The sequence below is a fragment of the Rhodococcus aetherivorans genome (assembly GCF_011058165.1).
Taxonomy (GTDB): domain Bacteria; phylum Actinomycetota; class Actinomycetes; order Mycobacteriales; family Mycobacteriaceae; genus Rhodococcus; species Rhodococcus aetherivorans.
Genome location: NZ_JAALEG010000110.1, coordinates 1 through 16,612 on the forward strand (window position 1 = coordinate 1; position 16,612 = coordinate 16,612).

Sequence of the window (16,612 nt, forward strand, 5' to 3'; positions counted from 1 at the left end):
GGGTGGGCGTGGCGGGCGCGCGCCGGTCGGCGGCCGACGACCTGCGGCGGTACTCCCCGAGGACCAGCCCGGCGAGTCCGGGCGTGAACACCGCCTGCCCGGCGGCGGTCGCCCGCACGGCCTCGACCAGCTCCGCGGCCGACGCGCTCTTGACCAGATATCCGGACGCGCCGGCCTTCACCGCACCGAGGACGTCGTCGCGTTCGGAGGAAGCGGACAGCACCAGCACGCGGCTGGCCGGGGAGACCCGGAGCACGGCGACGGTGGCCTCGGTGCCGGTGCCGTCGGGCAGCGACATGTCCATCAGCACGACGGTCGGCTGCACCGCCGCGGCCCGGCGCGCGGCCGCACCGACCCCGTCGGCGGTGGCGACGACGCGGAAGCCGGCCGCGTCGAGGTCCCGCGAGACGCCGTCGCGCCACATCGGATGGTCGTCGACGATCATCACCGTGATCGGCCCGTCACCGTTCGCCGCGTTGCTGCCCTCACGCACCTCGTACTCCTCTCGTCGGCACCCGGATCTCCCATTCGGTGCCCTGGCCGGGCGAGCTGTCGAGCACGGCGGCGCCACCGAGCCACTGCGCGCGGCCGACGATCGACTTCGACACGCCCATCCGCCCCTCGGCGCGGGCCTCGGCGAGACGGCCGTCCGCAATGCCCACCCCGTCGTCGCGGATGCTGAGGATCACCTCGTCGCCGAGGTCCTCGACCAGCACGTACGCCTTCGCCCCTGCGCCCGCGTGCAGCGTCGTGTTGGTCAGGGCCGTCGCGGCGATCGCCGCCAGTTCCGCGGCGCGGACGCGGTCGAGCAGGACCGGGTCGGCGGGCGCGGAGACGGTGACGCCGGCTCCGGCCTGCGCCCGCAGCAGCGCCCGCAGGTCCACGAGCTCCTCGCCGCGGTCGAGCTGGGTGCCCTGCTCGGAGACGAGCATCCGCAGCGCCGCCTCCTGTTCCCCGGCGAGGCGGGCGAGTTCGGCGGCCTCGCCGCCGAGTGCGGTGCCGCGGCGCCGCACCAGGGCCAGCACCTGCAGCACCCCGTCGTGCACCTCCCGGGCGAGCCGGTCGCGTTCCTCGGTGGCGGCCGCCACACGCACGGCCTGTTCGAGCTGCCGGTGGGCGCGCCGGGCGGTAGTGGTGGCGAATCCCATCGCGACGCCGACCGCGACGAGCACGGGGGCGGTCGCGTCGCGCCACAGGTCGAGGTTGACCTGGTCGCGGACGACGGCGCTGACCGTCGCCATCGCCAGCGCCGACGCGACTCCCGCGGCGGGACCGCCCAGGATCGCGGCCGACAGCACGGCGTTGGCGACCCACAGGGTGGTGGGCAGCGTCTGGTGGGCGCTGTACCAGTCGTGGCCGGCGACGAGCCGCGTCGCGCCCATGAGCGCGACCGCGACGACCTGGTCGATCCCGACCACCACGGCGCGCTGCCCGACCCCCTGCGCCAGCAGCACCGCCGACACGCCGGACCACACCGCCAGCAGGGCGACGAAGAACCAGCTGAGCCGCGGCGACGTGTAGTGGGCGACGGTGGAGAACTGGGAGCTGACGGCGTAGACGACGGTGACGAGCCGGAACACCTGCGCGGCCCGCCACAGCGGCGCATCGGGGTCGGCGCCGACCTGGCGTCGGGCGGGCGGGGACGGTTCGGCGGGCACGGCGGCGCGGCGCGACAGCCTGCCGTCGGCTCGGCGCCGGACCATGTGGATGCTCCCTTTCCCGGTCGGTGATCGCGCTGAGAGTAGCCGCCCGAAACGCCCGGATCACGACCATGGCGCGTTGTGACGGTGGGCACAGTGGTTTGATTTGATGTCGTGTTGGGGTCCTATCGAGCCGTCGCGGCGACGTTGCGCAGTCGTTGGCCGCTCTATATGGCCTCGATGGGCGCCTCGAACCTGTTCGGCGCGCTGCTGGTGTTCGCGTTCGTCCGCTACGGCATCCCGCTGTCCGAGAACGAGAACATCATCGCGGACCGGGTCCGCAACTTCGCGGTGTTCGCGGTGTATCTGGTGTTCGCGGGGATTGTGAGCCTGACGGCCGCGGCCCTGATGCTGCGGTCGGTGGTGCGGTGGCAGCTGCGCGGCGGCCCGCCCACCCGATCCGAACAGATGTCGGCGCTGCACGCGCCGTTGCGTCAGGCGATCGTGCACCTGATCCTGTGGATCCTCGGCGGCGTGCTGTTCGTGTTCCTCACCGCGGAGGAGATGCCGGAGCTCGCCGTGGCGGTGGCGATCACCGTCGCAATGGCCGCGACGAGCACCTTCGGCTTCACCTACATGCTGGGCGAGCGGATCCTGCGGCCGGTCGCGGCGCGGGCCTTGAGCGAGGGGGAGTTCGACCGGACCCTGGCGCCCGGCGTCGGCACCCGCCTCGCCATGACGTGGGGTCTCGGCACGCTGATGCCGGCCGGCGGCATCGCGCTGCTGTGCGTCACCCAGCTGACCACCGACGTCGAGTTCCCGCCGGACGCGATGGCGTGGGCGGTCCTCGCGCTGTCGATCATGGCGATCGGCCTGGCCGGGGTGCTGTCGTCGCTCACCGCCGCCCAGCTCTCCGATCCGGTCAAGCAGCTGCGCTGGGCCATCGAACGGGTCCAGCGCGGCGCGACGGACGTGCAGGTCGAGGTGTTCGACGGCAGCGAGATCGGCCGCCTGCAGGTCGGCTTCAACCGGATGATGGCCGAGTCCGACGAGCGGCGGCGGCTGCGGCAGTTGTTCGGTCAGCACGTCGGCGAGGACGTGGCGCGCCGCGCCCTCCAGTACGGCACCGAGCTCGGCGGGGAGACCCGCTACGTCGCGGTGCTGTTCGTGGACATGGTGGGCTCGACGGCGACGGCGGCCGAACGCCCGCCCGGCGAGGTCGTCGAGCTGCTCAACGAGTTCTTCCGGGTCGTGGTGGACGTCGTGGACCGGCACCACGGTTTCGTCAACAAGTTCATGGGCGACGCGGCGCTGGCCATCTTCGGTGCTCCGCTGGACCGTCCCGACGCGCCCACCGCCGCGCTCGCGGCGGCCCGGGAGCTGCGGTTCGCGCTCGACGAGATCACCGATCTCGACATCGGCATCGGGGTCTCGGCGGGGCTGGCGGTGGCCGGCAACATCGGCGCGGCCGAGCGGTTCGAGTACACCGTCATCGGCGATCCGGTGAACGAGGCGTCGCGGCTGACCGAGCTGGCGAAGCTGCGTCCGAGCCGGGTGCTCGCGTCGTCGAGCGCGCTGTACTTCGCCGACGACGAGGAACGCGCCCACTGGGAACTCGGCGACGAGGTGCAGCTGCGCGGCCGGCGCCGGGTGACGCATCTCGCCTGGCCGGTGCGGTATCCGGACTCGGGCCACGACGAGTGACGGACGGCCGGGGCCCCGGCGACGAAAAGGACGATCCGCCCTCCGGCCGGCTTGGCTACGCTGAATCCTGTGGCGCAGCCCCGACGTGACCCGCCCGCACCCGACGCCGCGCGGCGCCGGGGCCGCTTCGGGTGGGTGAAGTGGCTGCTCGCCGTCGCCCTCGTGGCCCTGCTGGTGGTCGAGGGCATCTACCTGTGGCCGACGCTCAGCGACTCCTGGCGCGCCCTGACCGAGCTGCACTGGGGCTGGCTCGCCGCGTGCATCGTCGCGCAGGCCCTGTCGCTGAGCGGCTTCGCGGAGGTGCAGCGGCGGCTGCTGCGGGCCGGTGAGGTCGTCGTCGGGCACCTGCGTTCGGCGTCGGTGATCTATGCGAGCACGGCGATGGCGGTGACGCTGCCGGCCGGTCCGGTGTTCTCCACCGCGTTCACCTACCAGCAGACCCGGCGCTGGGGTGCGACGCCGGTGGTGGCGTCGTGGCAGCTGGCGGTCTCGGGGGTGATCGCGGCGGTGACGCTCGCGGCGGTCGGCGTGGGCGGGGCGTTCGCGGTGGGCACACGGGTGAGCCCGGTGACGCTGGTCCTGTCGGTCGCCGGCGTGATCGCGCTGGTCGTCGCCGTCCGGTACGTCTCCCGGCATCCGTCGTCCGTCGAGTCGGCCGGGGAATGGGTCCTCGCCCGCGTCAACCGCCTGCTGCGCAAGCCGGCGGACACCGGGATGGAGAAGTTCGAGCAGGTCCTCGGGCAGATCGAGGCGGTGCACCTGGGTCGCCGCGACGGGCTCGCGACGATCTGCTGGTCGGCCGTGCACCGGGTCTTCGACGTCGCGTGCCTGGGGTTCGCGTGCTGGGCGGTGGGCGGTGAGCCGTCGCTGCCGGGCCTGCTGATCGCGTTCGCGGCGGCCAAGGCGGTGGGGAGCATCCCCCTGGCGCCGGGCGGGCTGGGGTTCGTCGACGGCACGCTGATCGCGACCCTCACCGCGGCGGGGATGAGCGCCTCGCAGGCCCTGGCAGCCGTGTTCGTGTACCGGGGCGTCAGCTTCATCCTGGTCGCGCTGGTCGGCTGGACGGTGGTGGCCGCCAAGTTCCGGTCGAGCCAGCACGACGAGCACATCGACGCCGATCTCGAACGCGAGGAACACGCCCGTTCGGTGCTCGAGCGACGGCGCGGACGGGCCGCGAGCGAGGGCACCGCCCTGCCGGAGTGACGAAGCGTGTTCCACCTCACATCCGAAGTAGTTGCGGAATCAATCATTCGATGCGATCGTTGAGTACATCGAAGGTTGAAACTTCAACCAAAACTCGACTCGGAGGAATCCCATGACGACCGCTACCACCACCTTCCCCGGACTCACCGCCGGCACCTGGGCCATCGACTCGGTCCACTCCACCGTGGGCTTCACCGTCCGCCACCTCGTCGTGAGCAAGGTGCGCGGCACGTTCAACGACTTCTCCGGCGCGATCACCGTCGCCGAGGACGGCACCCCCGCCGTCGCTGCCGAGATCCAGGTCACGTCCATCGACACCAAGAACGCCGACCGCGACGCCCACATCCGCTCCGCAGACTTCTTCGACGCCGAGCAGTTCCCCACCGCGACGTTCAAGTCCACCGGCGTGCGCGCCGCCGGCAGCGACTACGTCGTCGACGGTGAGTTCACCCTGCACGGCGTCACCAAGCCGGTCGAGCTGAAGCTGGAGTTCAACGGCGTGAACCCGGGCATGGGCCAGGGCCCGGTCGCGGGCTTCGAGGCCACCACCGTCCTCAACCGCAAGGACTTCGGCATCTCGATCGACATGCCGCTCGAGGGCGGCGGCGCCGTCGTCGGCGACAAGATCACCATCAACCTCGAGATCGAGGCCGGTCTGCAGGCCTGATCCGCCGCACCCGCACGACACGCGAGCGCTCTCCGTCCCGGAGGGCGCTCGCTTTCGTCGGCGACCTACGCTGGACGACGTGAAGAAGTACGCACCGGCCCTGCTCGACGTCGTCCTGGTCATCGTGTTCGCCGCCCTCGGGCGCGCAAGTCACGACGAGGGGCTGACGCTGGCGGGACTGGCGAACACCGCGTGGCCGTTCCTCGGCGGCCTCACCGTCGGATGGCTCGCGACGGCGGCCCTCTACAAGGAGAAGTTCGATCCGTGGCTGGTCGTGCCGACCGGCGTGATCGCATGGGTGTCCACCGTGGTCGTCGGGATGCTGCTGCGCGTGATCACGGGCCAGGGCACAGCCGGTTCGTTCATCGTCGTCGCGTCCATCGTGCTGGGCGTGTTCCTGCTCGGCTGGCGCCTGCTCGCCGGGCTGTGGCTGCGGCGCCGCGTCGACGCCGCCTGACCCCGGCCGCGCGGAGGTGACCCTCCGCACCGCCGAAAGCCGCGCGCCGGAGGTGGCCGCGGTGCCAGAGTGACAGCCATGAGCGAGACCGCCGCGCCCCCCGATCGGACGAAGGAACGCACCTTCTTCGGCCAGCCCTTCGCGCTGGCCAACCTGTTCGGTGTCGAGATGTGGGAGAGGTTCTCCTTCTACGGCATGCAGGGCATCCTGATCTATTACCTGTACTACTCGGCGGCCGACGGCGGACTGGGGATCAGCGAGCTCGCCGCCACGTCGATCGTCGGGGCGTACGGCGGCACGGTCTACCTGTCGACCATCCTCGGCGCGTGGATCGCCGACCGGCTGCTCGGCTCCGAGCGCACGCTGTTCTACAGCGCGATCCTCATCATGCTCGGCCACATCTCCCTGGCGCTGCTCCCCGGCCTCGGCGGCGTGGCGGTGGGCCTGGTGTTCGTCGCCGTCGGCAGCGGTGGCCTCAAGGCCAACGCCACCTCCCTGGTCGGGGATCTCTACGACGAGCAGGACACCCGGCGCGACGCCGGCTTCTCGATCTTCTACATGGGGATCAACCTGGGCGCACTGATCGGCCCGCTCCTCACCGGCTGGGCGCAGACCGAGCTGGGCTTCCACTACGGCTTCGGCCTGGCCGCCATCGGCATGGCACTCGGCCTGATCCAGTACACCCTCGGCCGCAAGCACCTGCGCGGGATCGGCGCCACGCCGCCGCACCCGCTGCCCGCCGACCGGCGCACCAGGGCCGCCGGCGTCGCCGTCCTGGCCGTCGCGCTGATCGCGGCGCTGTTCGGCACCGGGCTGGTCACCGTCGACAATCTGTCGGACGTCGTGGTCGCAGCGACCGTCGCCGCGTCCGTCGTCTACTTCGTCGTGATCCTGTCCAGCCGGCAGATCACCGCCGTCGAACGCAGCCGGGTGATCAGCTTCGTCCCCATGTTCCTGGCCAGCGCGGCATTCTGGTCGCTGTTCCAGCAGCAGTTCACCACCGTCGCGGTGTACGCCGACAAGAGGCTCGACCGCAACCTGTTCGGCTGGGACTTCCCGCCGGCGTGGGTGCAGTCGATCAACCCGGTGTTCATCATCGTGTTCGCGGGCGTGTTCGCCGCCGTGTGGACCCGGCTCGGCCCGCGGCAGCCGTCGTCGCCGGTGAAGTTCGCGATGGGCACCGTGATCATGGGCATCGCCTTCCTGTGCTTCATCCCGATGTCCGGCGGCGGCCCCAACAGCGCCCCCCTGCTCGGCCTCGCGGGCATCCTCCTGCTGTTCACGTTCGCGGAGCTGCTGCTCTCCCCCGTGGGCCTGTCGCTGGCGACGAAACTGGCCCCGCGCAACTTCCACACCCAGATGGTGGCGCTGTTCTTTCTGTCGGTGGCGCTCGGCACGGCCATGGCCGGCACCCTCGCCAAGTACTACGACGAGGCCAACGAGAAGCCGTACTTCGCCTGGGTCGGCCTCGGCTCGATCGCGATCGGCGTCGTGCTGGCGCTGTTGTCACCGTGGATCCGGCGGATGATGCGCGGAGTGCACTGACCGGTTCTCACCGCACCGCCAGCCACACCGCGAGCCCGAGGCCGGCGAGCGCGACCGTCACCCGCAGCACCTCGGGTGGGATGCGCCGGACGACGGGCGGCCCGCACCAGCCGCCCGCGACGGCGCCGAGCGCCATCGCGGCGGCCGCACCCCAGTGCACGGGGCCGAACACGGCGAAGCCGATCGCAGCGACGAGGTTGGCGACCCCCAGCAGGTAGCTCTTGAGGATGGTGGCGCGCCAGATGTGCTCGGAGGTGCAGATCAGGGTGAGTGCGAGGAAGACGACACCCGCACCCGCCCCGAAGTAGCCGCCGTACACCGCCACGACGAACAGCAGCGCCGAGTACGTCCGGGGCAGGTCCCGGCTCCCGGACAGGGCGCGGATCCGGGGTTGCGCCAGCAGCGCGAGGGAGGCGAACGCGACCATGTAGGGCACGACCGTCTCGAAGGACCCCGCGGGCGCCCACATCAGGACGACGGCACCGACGAGGCCGCCGAGCGCCGAGTACAGGGTCCACCGCCACAGCCGCGGGCCGGTGTCGACGACCTCGCGGGTCGAGTTGGCGAGCGCCCCGACGCCGACCCCCACCATCGCGACGGTGTTGGTGACGTTGGCGGCGACGGGCGGCAGCCCCGCGGCGAGCAGCGCGGGGTACGAGACGATGGACGCGAGGCCGGTGACGAACCCGATGAGCCCGGCGAAGAACCCCGCGACCGCGAGCAGCAGCAGGTCGACAGGGGTCACGACCGACAAACGTACCGGGGTCCGCTTCGGCCGGTCCGCCGAGGGCGGCAGCGGTCAGCGGTCGGCGGGCGGCTTGCCCAGCTCCCGCAGGAACATGTCGGCCATCTTCACCGCGCGGTCGCCGCCGTCGGCGTTGGCGACGAACACCGCGAACGCCAGGTCGCCGGTGTACCCGTAGAACCAGCGGTCGTCACCGCTCGCGGCCGCGATGCCGGACAGACCGGGGTGCCCCTTCAGGAACGATGCCGGGCCGCTGCGCACGTTCTCGGCCATCGCGGCGCGCAGCGCGTCGGTCACGTGCGGCGGCAGCGGTTCGGCGACCTCCCCCACCGTCGCGGGCTTGCCCTGCACGATCGCGGGCAACGGCGCCTCCCCCCGCGCGACGGACGCGGCGAGCAGCGCGGCACCGAACGGACTGAGGAGCGCCTCCCCGCCGCCGTCCGAGCCGGAGAACTGCACCACACCGGACCGGTTCTCCCCGATCTGCGCGGTCTCGAAGTCGAAGCCGGGGACGTCGTAGTCCAAGCCGAGCCCGAGCCGGCGGGCGGTGTCGGCCAGATCGTCGGTGCTCACCGAGGCCGGGTCGACGCCCCGGTCCAGGCCCGCGGCCAGCCGCACCGGATCCAGCGTCTGCCCGGCCGGATACAGCCCGCGGGAGGCGACGGGTCCGAGTTCCATCGCCCAGTTGTTCACGTCCAGGGCCAGGACGCCGCCGGTGGACGGCTGGATCGCCACGATCGCCGCCGGGGTGCCCACGCTGACCACCGCCTCCTTGGCGGCGAGCTGGACGTGCGCGTCGAGGGTCGCCTGCAGGTCCGGCGGCGGCGGGCCCTGGAAGCCGGCGACCTGCACCGGGTCGGCGCCGGGCTCCTCGAGGGTGACGGCCCACCCGGCGGTGGCGTCACGCTCGAGCTGCCAGGCCGCGCGCAGCGGGTCCAGCAGCGGCGTGGAGATCCGCCGGTCCGCGCTGATCAGCGTCGGGGTCTTGACGACCACCACGCCGGGGATCGGGACGATCTCGTCCTCGAGGAACTGGTAGTCCTGGTCGCGCAGCTTCACCGCGGTGATGCGCGCCCCGGGGTCCGCCGCGAGGTTGCGCTGCAGCAGGTCGGCGGTGATGACCGGCGCGACGGGTTCGAGCACCTTCGCCAGCCGCGTCGTGGTGTCGACCGGGTCGGGCATGAGGGCGGGATCGACGACGACGGCGTTGATGGTCTGCTCGGCCATGAGCAACTGACCGGTGCGGTCGAAGATCTTCGGCGGCGCGGCGTCGGTGCGCACGTGGTGCACGGTGCGGGTCCGGTTCAGGTCGGGCACCAGCACCTGCGGGTCCCAGGAGATCCGCCAGCCGACGGCGAGGTTCTTCGCCACGCCGTCCACCTGGTATCCCCAGTCCTTGCCGGGTCCGAAGTTCCAGTCGGCGCCGAGGGTGAAGAACCCCGTCTGCTCGTTGAGTTCGACGAACTGGGCGACGTCGTAGTCGACGCTGCCGTCCTTCATGCCCTCGAACATCTGCCGGATCGACGCCTCGGCGGCGTTCGGGTACGACGTGAGCGCGGCGGCGCCGGCGGCGTCGCCCTCGTTCAGTTCCGCGACGAAGTCGTCGACGAGTCGCTGCGCATCGCTCCGGGGTTCACCGAACACGCACGACGCCATGCCGGCCGCGAGAACCACGACGGAGACCAGGGCTGTCACGCGGCCGCGCCCCCTGCGCCAGTCCCGAAAACCCATAACGACCAACCTTCACTTCTGTCACTTCAGTAACAAGCACGCCCTGCCTACGATGCGATCACGATTGCGCCACAAGCCGCGCATCACCCCCTCAGCAGGCGTCCCGCCACGTCCACTGCCGGCGCCGAACTGCCCGCTCCCGCAACGAAAACCGCGAACGCGAGGTCTCCCTGCGAGCCGACGAACCAACCATGGGCACCGGTGCCATCACCGTACTCTGCCGTCCCCGTCTTACCGACGAGTTCGGGTAGGTCCCGCAGCGTGCTCGCGGTTCCACCCGTCACAGTCTCCCGCATCATCGTCCGCAACGCGGCAGTGACCTCCGCCGGCGCGGCACCAGGGGTGCGATCGGCCACCGTGGGCCGGCCCTCGACGAGCACCGGCAGCGGCGTCGAGCCGTGCGCGATGGACGCCGCCACGAGTGCCATACCGAACGGTGACGCCGTCACCCGGCCCTGGCCGATCGCGGACTCGACGCGCTCCGCCGGGGTCTGCGCCTCGGGCGCGCTGCCGGTGACCGTGACCAGTCCGGGCGTGACGTAGTCGACCCCGAGCCCGAACTGCAGGGCCGCGTCGGTGAGCGCGGTCGCCGGCAATCCCACCGCGAGCCGGCCCATCGTGGTGTTGCACGAGAAGGCGAAGGCCGTGTGCAACGGGACCGGACCGAGGTCGAAGCTGTCGTCGTTGGGGATGACGCGACCCTCGATGTTCGCCGTCCCGGGGCACGGCACCACCGTGTCGGGGGTCACGGCCCCGGCCTGCAGGGCGGCCGAGGTGGTGACGGTCTTGAAGGTCGAACCGGGCGGATACAGCCCCGTCAGCGCGATCGGTCCCTCGGCGTCGGCGGCGGCGTTCTGGGCCACCGCGCGTACCGCCCCGGTGGACGGTTCGATCGCGACGATCACCGCCGGCTGCGGCAGTGGCGCCAGCACCGCCTCCGCACGGGTCTGCAGACCCAGGTCGAGCGTGGACCGCAGGTCCGGCGCCGGCGGACCGTCGGCACCGGCGACGCGGCGGGCGCTGCCGTCCCCGGACACCGTCTGCACGGCCCAGCCGGCGGACGCGTCCTGGCCCTGCTGCCACAGCTCCCCGAGCCCGGAGAGGACCGGGGACGCGAGCGCGCGGTCGACCGTCAGCAGCCGGGTCTGCCGGACGAGGGTCACGCCGGGCAGCGCGGCGAGCCGCGCCTCGATCGGCGCGATGTCCGCGTCGCGGAGGGTCACCGCGGTCACGGGCTTGCCCTCCGCCGCGGCGAGCGACTCGGCGGTGACGGTGGGCGCGGCGGTCGCGAGCAGCGGCGCGACGGCCGCCGGGTCGGCGGTGGCATCGACGTTCACCAGCGTCACGACCTGCTGTTCGAGGATCGGCCGCCCGCCACGGTCGAGCACGGACGGCGGCGGGCCGACGGTCGTCGTGTAGCTCAGCGTGGTGCCGGCGGTCAGGCCCGGGGCCAGCACCGCCGGGTCCCACTCGATGCGCCAGCCCTCCGCGTCGACGTCCAGGGCACTGCCGGACGTGCGGTACGACCAGTCCCGGCCCTCGGCGAAGTGCCACGCGACGTCGAGTTCGAAGGTGCCGCCGTCGCCCGTGCCGGCGAGCTCGAGGTCGGGCCGGACCCCGCCGAGCCCCTCGAACACGCCGTCGATCGTGGCGGCCGCCGCCGCGGGATCGGTGGTGAGCTCCGCCGCGGCCCGCACGTCACCGGCCTCGAGCGCCGCGGCGAACTCCCCCACGACCGTCTCGGGCTGGTCGGGCCCGAAGGAACACCCGGCGGCCGCCAGCGCGGCGGCGACGGTCAACAGGAGCGGAACCGGTCGGCGTCGGAGGAGTGGCACAGCAACGATCATGCCCGAAGCCGGACGGTGCCGTCGTTCACCACCGCCCGCACGTTGCGTACATGCTGCCTGTAGTGACGCGGCCCCCAATTCGGGAAAATCGATTGCCGGCCCCACGGACGCTGTTCTACCGTCGGTTCCTGTCACATTCCCGTCGATCGGAGAAGGCCGTTGCTCCTGTAGAGGTTTCGCCCGCCGCGCCGCACCTGCGCGCGGTACCGTCACCTACTCCGGGAGCAGCCATGTCACACCCTTCCCCGTCCTCGGGCCTTTCCCTGTCGGACCTGACCTTCGCCTGGCCGGACGGCACCGCCGTGTTCGACGGTCTCGACACCACTCTCCCCGCCGGGCGCACCGGACTCGTCGGACGCAACGGGTCCGGCAAATCAACTCTGCTGCAGATCATGTCGGGTGAGTTTCAACCGACCCGGGGCTCCGTCACGGTGCACGGCCGGGTCTCGCGGCTGCCGCAGGACGTCATCCTCGATCCACACCGCGCCGTCGACGCCGTCCTCGGCATCGACACCGTGCGCGCGGCGCTGCGGCGCATCGAGGCCGGCTCGACCGCCGTCGAGGACTTCGACGCCGTCGGCGAGCGATGGGACATCGAGGAGCGCGCCCTGGCCACCCTGCACCGTCTCGGTCTCGAACGAATCGTCGCCTCCCCCAGCGACTTCGAGCGCACCGTCGGCACCCTCTCCGGCGGCGAGACCGTCCTGCTGGCGCTCACGGCACGCCTGCTCGACGAGCCGGACGTCCTGCTGCTCGACGAGCCGACGAACAACCTGGACTCGGCGGCCCGCGCGCGGCTGTACGACGTGCTGCGCGAGTTCGCCGGCACGCTCGTCGTCGCGACCCACGACCGTGCCCTGCTCGAGCGGGTCGACACCGTCGCGGAGATGCGCGACGGGCGGCTGCGGCTGTTCGGCGGCAACTACAGCGAGTACGAACGCATCGTCGCGGCCGAGCAGGAGGCGGCACTGGCCGCGGTGCGCGACGCCCGGGCGGACGTGCGCCGGCAGGCACGCGAGCTGAGCGACTCGCACATCAAGCTCGCCCGACGAGAGCGCTACGGCCGCAAGATGTTCGAGAACAAGCGGGAACCGAAGATCGTGATGGGGGCCCGCAAGCGGCAGGCCCAGGAGTCGGCGGGCCGGCTCCGCCGCGAACACGAGGGCAAGCTCGCCGGCGCGCGCGAGAACCTCGAGCGCGCCCAGGGCACCGTGCGCGACGACCGGGAGATCCGGGTGGACCTGCCCGAGACGGAGGTGCATCCCGGTGCGCGCGTCGCCGAGGGGCCGCTCGAGATCGTCGGCCCGGAGCGGATCGCGCTACGCGGACCCAACGGCTCGGGCAAGACGACGCTGCTGCGCGACATCGTCGCGGCCGGTCCCCGGGTGCCGTTCGCGGTGCTGCCGCAGCGGCTGGACATCTTCGACGAGTCGCTGTCGGTGGCGGACAACGTCGCGCTGCGGGCCCCGCATGCGTCGCCGCAGCAGGTCCGGGCACTGCTCGCCCGGTTCCTGTTCCGCGGCGCCGACGCGGACGTGCCGGCGGCCGCCCTCTCGGGCGGCGAGCGACTGCGGGCGGCGCTGGCGACCCTGCTCGCGGCGGACCCGGCTCCGCGGCTGCTGCTCCTCGACGAACCGACCAACAACCTGGACCTGCCCAGCCTGACGCATCTGGTGCAGGCACTGCGCGCGTACCGGGGCGCCTTCGTGGTGGTCAGCCACGACGAGCGGTTCCTGGCCGACATCGGGGTGACCCGGTCGGTCAGACTGGAGCGGTGAGCCACGCGATCAACCCCGTCGACGGAACCCGCATCGCCTTCACGGTGATCGAATCGGACGCCGGCGCCGGCAGCCCGTCGCTGCTGCTCGCGCACGGCAGTGCTCTGTCGTCGGCCATCTGGCGGGGATTCGGATACGTGCGCCCCCTGCGCGAGCGGTACCGGCTGATCCTGCCCGACCTGCGCGGTCACGGCCGCAGCGACAAGCCGCACGTCCCCGACGCATACGCGATGGACCTGATCGTCGGGGACGTGCTGGCGGTCCTCGACGCCGCCGGCACCGAGCGCGTGCACTACCTCGGGTACTCGTTCGGAGCGCGGGTCGGCTTGTCCCTGGCGGTGCGCGACGCCGGCCGGCTGCGGACGCTCACCGTGGGCGGCGGCAGTGCCCGCGCGCAGGCCGGGGCGTTCGATCGCCTGTTCTTCCCGGGATGCGCCGACGTGCTCGGGCACTACGGGATCGACGGGTTCCTCGAGGCGTGGGCGGAACACCTCGGTTCGCCCGTCGATGCCGCGACGCAGGCCGCGTTCCGGGCGAACGACGCCGCCGCCCTGGCCGCGTACATGCGACGGTCGGATCGCGAACCCGGGATCGACGACGCCGACCTCGCCGCCCTGGACGTGCCGACGTTGGCGTTCGTCGGTTCGGAGGACCGCGAACGGATCGACGACACCCGCGAACTGTCGCGGACGATCCCCGGTGCCCTGCTCGCGGTGATCCGGGGATACGACCACGCCACGACGATCGCGGCGGCGCCGGAGGTGCTGTCGGTGGTCGGACCGTTCCTCGCGGCGCACGCCGGCCGATCGTCCGGCTAACTCACCGAGGGCGCCTCGTCCATCCACTGCACGAGCTGGTAGACGATGCCGTTCGGGTCGCGCATCTGGAAGTACCGCTCGCCCCACGGCTCGGTCTCGATCGGCGTGACGATCGGAACCCCCTCCGCCCGCAGTCGTTCGTACTCGTCGTCGATGGCGTCTACGACGAACGCGACGAGCGTCCCCTGCCCGGCGTCGCCGGCGATGCTCGCGGGCTTGAAGGTGCCGAGCCCGGTGCGCAGGAAGACGAGGCTGAAGCCCGCGTCCTCACGGGTGAGCGAGACGAACCCGTCCTCGGCCATCGTCTCGGTGAACCCGAGGTGACGGGTCACGAAGTCGGCCGACGCGGCCACGTCGGGAACGTTGAGGGACAGGGCACTGGCGGTGATCTGCAAGGTGAACTCCTTCCGGTTGCACGACTCCGAACGTCCAGGGCCCCCGTCCGGTTCCCGCGCCCCGCTGCGGGGCCGAATGTGACACCGGTTCGATGGAATCGAAGAGGTGTCACATTCGGCCCCCATGGGGGCGTTGTCCGCCGCCCGGAACCGGAGGACTCTCGGAATCACCCCTGTCCCTCTCATCCGGAGGCCCCACCGTGACGCACACCGTTTCCCCCGTCGACACCGTCGCCCAGCGCGTCCTCGACTCGGCGCTCGGCGCCGTCGATCTGATCGCGATCTATCTCGGCGACCGGCTCGGCTGGTACCGCAGCCTCGCCGCCGACGGTCCCGCCACCTCCGACGAGCTCGCGGCGCGGACCGGGACCGACCCGCGCTACGCCCGCGAATGGCTCGAGCAGCAGGCGGTGACCGGCCTGCTCGAGGTCGACGACGGCGATCCGCCGCGCTTCACGCTGCCGCCCGCGGTGGCCGAGGTCCTCACCGACGAGCACAGTCTCAACTACCTCGGACCCCTGGCCCGCATGTTCGCCGGGGTGTCCGCGCAGCTTCCGGCCCTGCTCGACGCCTACCGCACCGGGGGCGGCGTGAGCTGGGCGCAGCTCGGCACCGATGCCCGCGAGGGGCAGGCGGACATGAACCGGCCGTGGTACGAGAAGGCGCTGCCGGGCGCCCTGGCGTCCGTGCCGGACCTCGACGCGCTGCTGCGCCGACCGGATGCCGAGATCGCCGACATCGGCTGTGGCGGTGCGTGGTCCACGATCGCGCTGGCCCGTGCGTACCCGCAGGCCCGGTTGTTCGCCATCGACATCGATCCGGCGACCGTCGCCCTGGCCCGGACGAACGTCGCGGCCTGCCCCGACGTCGCCGACCGGATCACCGTCGTCGAGACCGACGCGGCGAGCCTGCCCGACGAACGCTTCACGGCGGCGTTCGCCTTCGAGTGCGTCCACGACATGCCACGTCCCGTCGAGGTGCTGTCCGCGGTGCGCGGCTCGCTCGCGGCCGACGGGGTCATGGTTGTCATGGACGAGGCCGTCGCCGACCGGTTCACCGCACCCGGCGACGAGGTCGAGCGGTTGATGTACGGGTTCAGCATCTCGTGCTGCCTGCCGGACGGCATGAGCCACCCGCCGAGCGCGGGAACCGGCACGGTGATGCGTGCGGACACCCTGCGCCGGTACGCGCTCGACGCGGGCTTCTCGGACGTGTCGGTGCTGCCGATCGAGGACTTCGGGTTCTGGCGGTTCTACCGTCTGACGCCCTGACCGGCCTCAGCACGACGTCGGCTGGCGCGCCTCCGACAGCAGTGCCGTGACGGTGTGCTTCATCAGTTCGGCGGCCTCGGCCACCGGCAGGTCCAGCACATCGCGCAGCGCCACCCACGACGCCCAGGTGCTCGCCACCGCCACGGAGCGCACCAGCGTGGCCCGGCGCGACGCGTCGAGCGCGGCGAGTTCCGCCGCGAACAGCTCGTCGACCTCGTTGACCACACGTGCGATGTGCCGCAACCTGTTTCGCTGGATCCTCTTGGACTGCGGGGCCCGGATCGCCGACGCGCGCGCGAACGGCGCCATCAGCTCGAGCAGTTCGGCGCGCTGCCGGCAGAAAGCGTCGATCCGCTCGTCGAGCGGCAGGTCGACGGGGACCGGGGCGAACGCGGTGTCCTGCCGCCGCAGCAGCTCCGTCCCCGTCTCCTCGAACAGCGTTTCCAGATCGTTGAAGTTCGCCCACAACGCCCGGAGCGAGACCCCGGCCCGTGCGGCGATCTGCGCACCGGTCGGTTTCAGCTCACCGGCCTCGATCAGGGCGATGTGCGCCTCTATCACTGCGTGGCGGGTCCGTTCGGCCCGCGCGACGCGTCCGTCGGTGACGGTCACGTGTCCCTCCTCCCGTGTCGCCGACCGGTTCCTCCCAACCGGTGCGGCGCACTCGATTGTGCCAGGGCCTGTGTCACCGACAGCACCCCGAGTCCGGAGGCATGCTCGCGGGCGTAGTCGAGGAGGGCGGTCTTGCCGATTCCCGCTTCCCCGCTCAGCACCACTGCTCCACCCGCTCCCTGCCGGAGTGCGGCAAGCA

General features: G+C 72.0%; 15 protein-coding genes. 8 read left to right on the top strand and 7 right to left on the bottom strand.

The features are described 5' to 3' along the window. Together G6039_RS27065 and macS are read right to left on the bottom strand one after the other, a co-directional pair. Positions 1-445, bottom strand: a 445-nt coding sequence (locus G6039_RS27065; RefSeq protein WP_164528151.1) for a response regulator, incomplete at its 3' end; no start/stop codon positions are given. A 40-nt stretch (positions 446-485) separates the two neighbouring features. Beyond that, the gene (gene macS, locus G6039_RS27070) at positions 486-1,703 is read right to left on the bottom strand and encodes a MacS family sensor histidine kinase (protein ID WP_043802681.1); all 1,218 of its coding nucleotides are present in this window, start codon (positions 1,701-1,703) and stop codon (positions 486-488) included. A gap of 168 nt (positions 1,704-1,871) precedes the next feature. On the opposite strand from macS, the gene G6039_RS27075 reads away from it, so the two are divergent. The 5 genes from G6039_RS27075 (at position 1,872) to G6039_RS27095 (ending at position 7,216) form a co-directional block, all read left to right on the top strand. Next, positions 1,872-3,344: an adenylate/guanylate cyclase domain-containing protein gene (locus G6039_RS27075; protein WP_029546144.1), complete on the top strand. Its 1,473-nt coding sequence runs from the start codon at positions 1,872-1,874 to the stop codon at positions 3,342-3,344. Positions 3,345-3,413: 69 nt separating this feature from the next. Next, entirely contained in the window at positions 3,414-4,547 is a 1,134-nt protein-coding gene (locus G6039_RS27080; RefSeq protein ID WP_043802684.1) for a lysylphosphatidylglycerol synthase transmembrane domain-containing protein, read from the top strand. Positions 4,548-4,659: 112 nt separating this feature from the next. Next, positions 4,660-5,214, top strand: coding sequence for a YceI family protein (locus G6039_RS27085; RefSeq protein ID WP_006941512.1), 555 nt, complete (start codon positions 4,660-4,662; stop codon positions 5,212-5,214). A gap of 79 nt (positions 5,215-5,293) precedes the next feature. Next, positions 5,294-5,671 carry a DUF3054 domain-containing protein gene (locus tag G6039_RS27090; protein ID WP_006941502.1) on the top strand — a complete coding sequence of 126 codons (378 nt, stop codon included), beginning with the start codon at positions 5,294-5,296 and terminating at the stop codon, positions 5,669-5,671. A gap of 78 nt (positions 5,672-5,749) precedes the next feature. Continuing rightward, positions 5,750-7,216, top strand: coding sequence for a peptide MFS transporter (locus G6039_RS27095; RefSeq protein WP_006941500.1), 1,467 nt, complete (start codon positions 5,750-5,752; stop codon positions 7,214-7,216). 7 nt (positions 7,217-7,223) lie between these two features. Here G6039_RS27095 and G6039_RS27100 read toward each other — a convergent pair whose 3' ends face one another. The 3 genes from G6039_RS27100 to G6039_RS27110 all read right to left on the bottom strand — a co-directional run bounded on the left by G6039_RS27100 (position 7,224) and on the right by G6039_RS27110 (position 11,539). Continuing rightward, positions 7,224-7,961: a sulfite exporter TauE/SafE family protein gene (locus G6039_RS27100; RefSeq protein ID WP_006941495.1), complete on the bottom strand. Its 738-nt coding sequence runs from the start codon at positions 7,959-7,961 to the stop codon at positions 7,224-7,226. A 54-nt stretch (positions 7,962-8,015) separates the two neighbouring features. Then, positions 8,016-9,692 (bottom strand): NTF2-like N-terminal transpeptidase domain-containing protein, encoded by a 1,677-nt coding sequence (locus tag G6039_RS27105; RefSeq protein WP_051446177.1) that lies wholly within the window; start codon positions 9,690-9,692, stop codon positions 8,016-8,018. Between the two features lie 83 nt (positions 9,693-9,775). Continuing rightward, positions 9,776-11,539: a penicillin-binding transpeptidase domain-containing protein gene (locus G6039_RS27110; protein WP_043802690.1), complete on the bottom strand. Its 1,764-nt coding sequence runs from the start codon at positions 11,537-11,539 to the stop codon at positions 9,776-9,778. A 230-nt stretch (positions 11,540-11,769) separates the two neighbouring features. Here G6039_RS27110 and G6039_RS27115 point away from each other — a divergent pair, with 230 nt between their 5' ends. Beyond that, positions 11,770-13,317: an ABC-F family ATP-binding cassette domain-containing protein gene (locus G6039_RS27115; RefSeq protein WP_043802693.1), complete on the top strand. Its 1,548-nt coding sequence runs from the start codon at positions 11,770-11,772 to the stop codon at positions 13,315-13,317. Then, positions 13,314-14,135 (top strand): alpha/beta fold hydrolase, encoded by an 822-nt coding sequence (locus G6039_RS27120; RefSeq protein WP_043802696.1) that lies wholly within the window; start codon positions 13,314-13,316, stop codon positions 14,133-14,135. Before G6039_RS27115 ends, G6039_RS27120 begins: the two co-directional genes overlap by 4 nt. Here G6039_RS27120 and G6039_RS27125 read toward each other — a convergent pair. Then, positions 14,132-14,530 carry a VOC family protein gene (locus tag G6039_RS27125; protein ID WP_006941490.1) on the bottom strand — a complete coding sequence of 133 codons (399 nt, stop codon included), beginning with the start codon at positions 14,528-14,530 and terminating at the stop codon, positions 14,132-14,134. The two genes, G6039_RS27120 and G6039_RS27125, sit on opposite strands and share 4 nt — an antisense overlap. 200 nt (positions 14,531-14,730) lie before the next feature. On the opposite strand from G6039_RS27125, the gene G6039_RS27130 reads away from it, so the two are divergent. Next, a complete protein-coding gene (locus tag G6039_RS27130; RefSeq protein ID WP_006941489.1) occupies positions 14,731-15,801 on the top strand; it encodes a class I SAM-dependent methyltransferase in 1,071 nt (356 codons plus the stop codon). A gap of 6 nt (positions 15,802-15,807) precedes the next feature. Here the strand turns inward: G6039_RS27130 and G6039_RS27135 are convergent, their stop codons facing one another. After that, positions 15,808-16,413, bottom strand: a complete 606-nt coding sequence (locus G6039_RS27135; RefSeq protein WP_043802700.1) for a TetR/AcrR family transcriptional regulator — start codon at positions 16,411-16,413, stop codon at positions 15,808-15,810. Positions 16,414-16,612: the final 199 nt, after the last annotated feature.

Excerpts from the sequence above, each read along its gene's own strand:
- macS (WP_043802681.1), bottom strand. The coding sequence starts at position 1,703 with ATGGTCCGGCGCCGAGCCGACGGCAGGCTGTCGCGCCGCGCCGCCGTG.
- G6039_RS27075 (WP_029546144.1), top strand. The coding sequence starts at position 1,872 with ATGGCCTCGATGGGCGCCTCGAACCTGTTCGGCGCGCTGCTGGTGTTC.
- G6039_RS27085 (WP_006941512.1), top strand. The coding sequence starts at position 4,660 with ATGACGACCGCTACCACCACCTTCCCCGGACTCACCGCCGGCACCTGG.
- G6039_RS27095 (WP_006941500.1), top strand. The coding sequence starts at position 5,750 with ATGAGCGAGACCGCCGCGCCCCCCGATCGGACGAAGGAACGCACCTTC.
- G6039_RS27105 (WP_051446177.1), bottom strand. The coding sequence starts at position 9,692 with ATGGGTTTTCGGGACTGGCGCAGGGGGCGCGGCCGCGTGACAGCCCTG.
- G6039_RS27110 (WP_043802690.1), bottom strand. The coding sequence starts at position 11,539 with ATGATCGTTGCTGTGCCACTCCTCCGACGCCGACCGGTTCCGCTCCTG.
- G6039_RS27115 (WP_043802693.1), top strand. The coding sequence starts at position 11,770 with ATGTCACACCCTTCCCCGTCCTCGGGCCTTTCCCTGTCGGACCTGACC.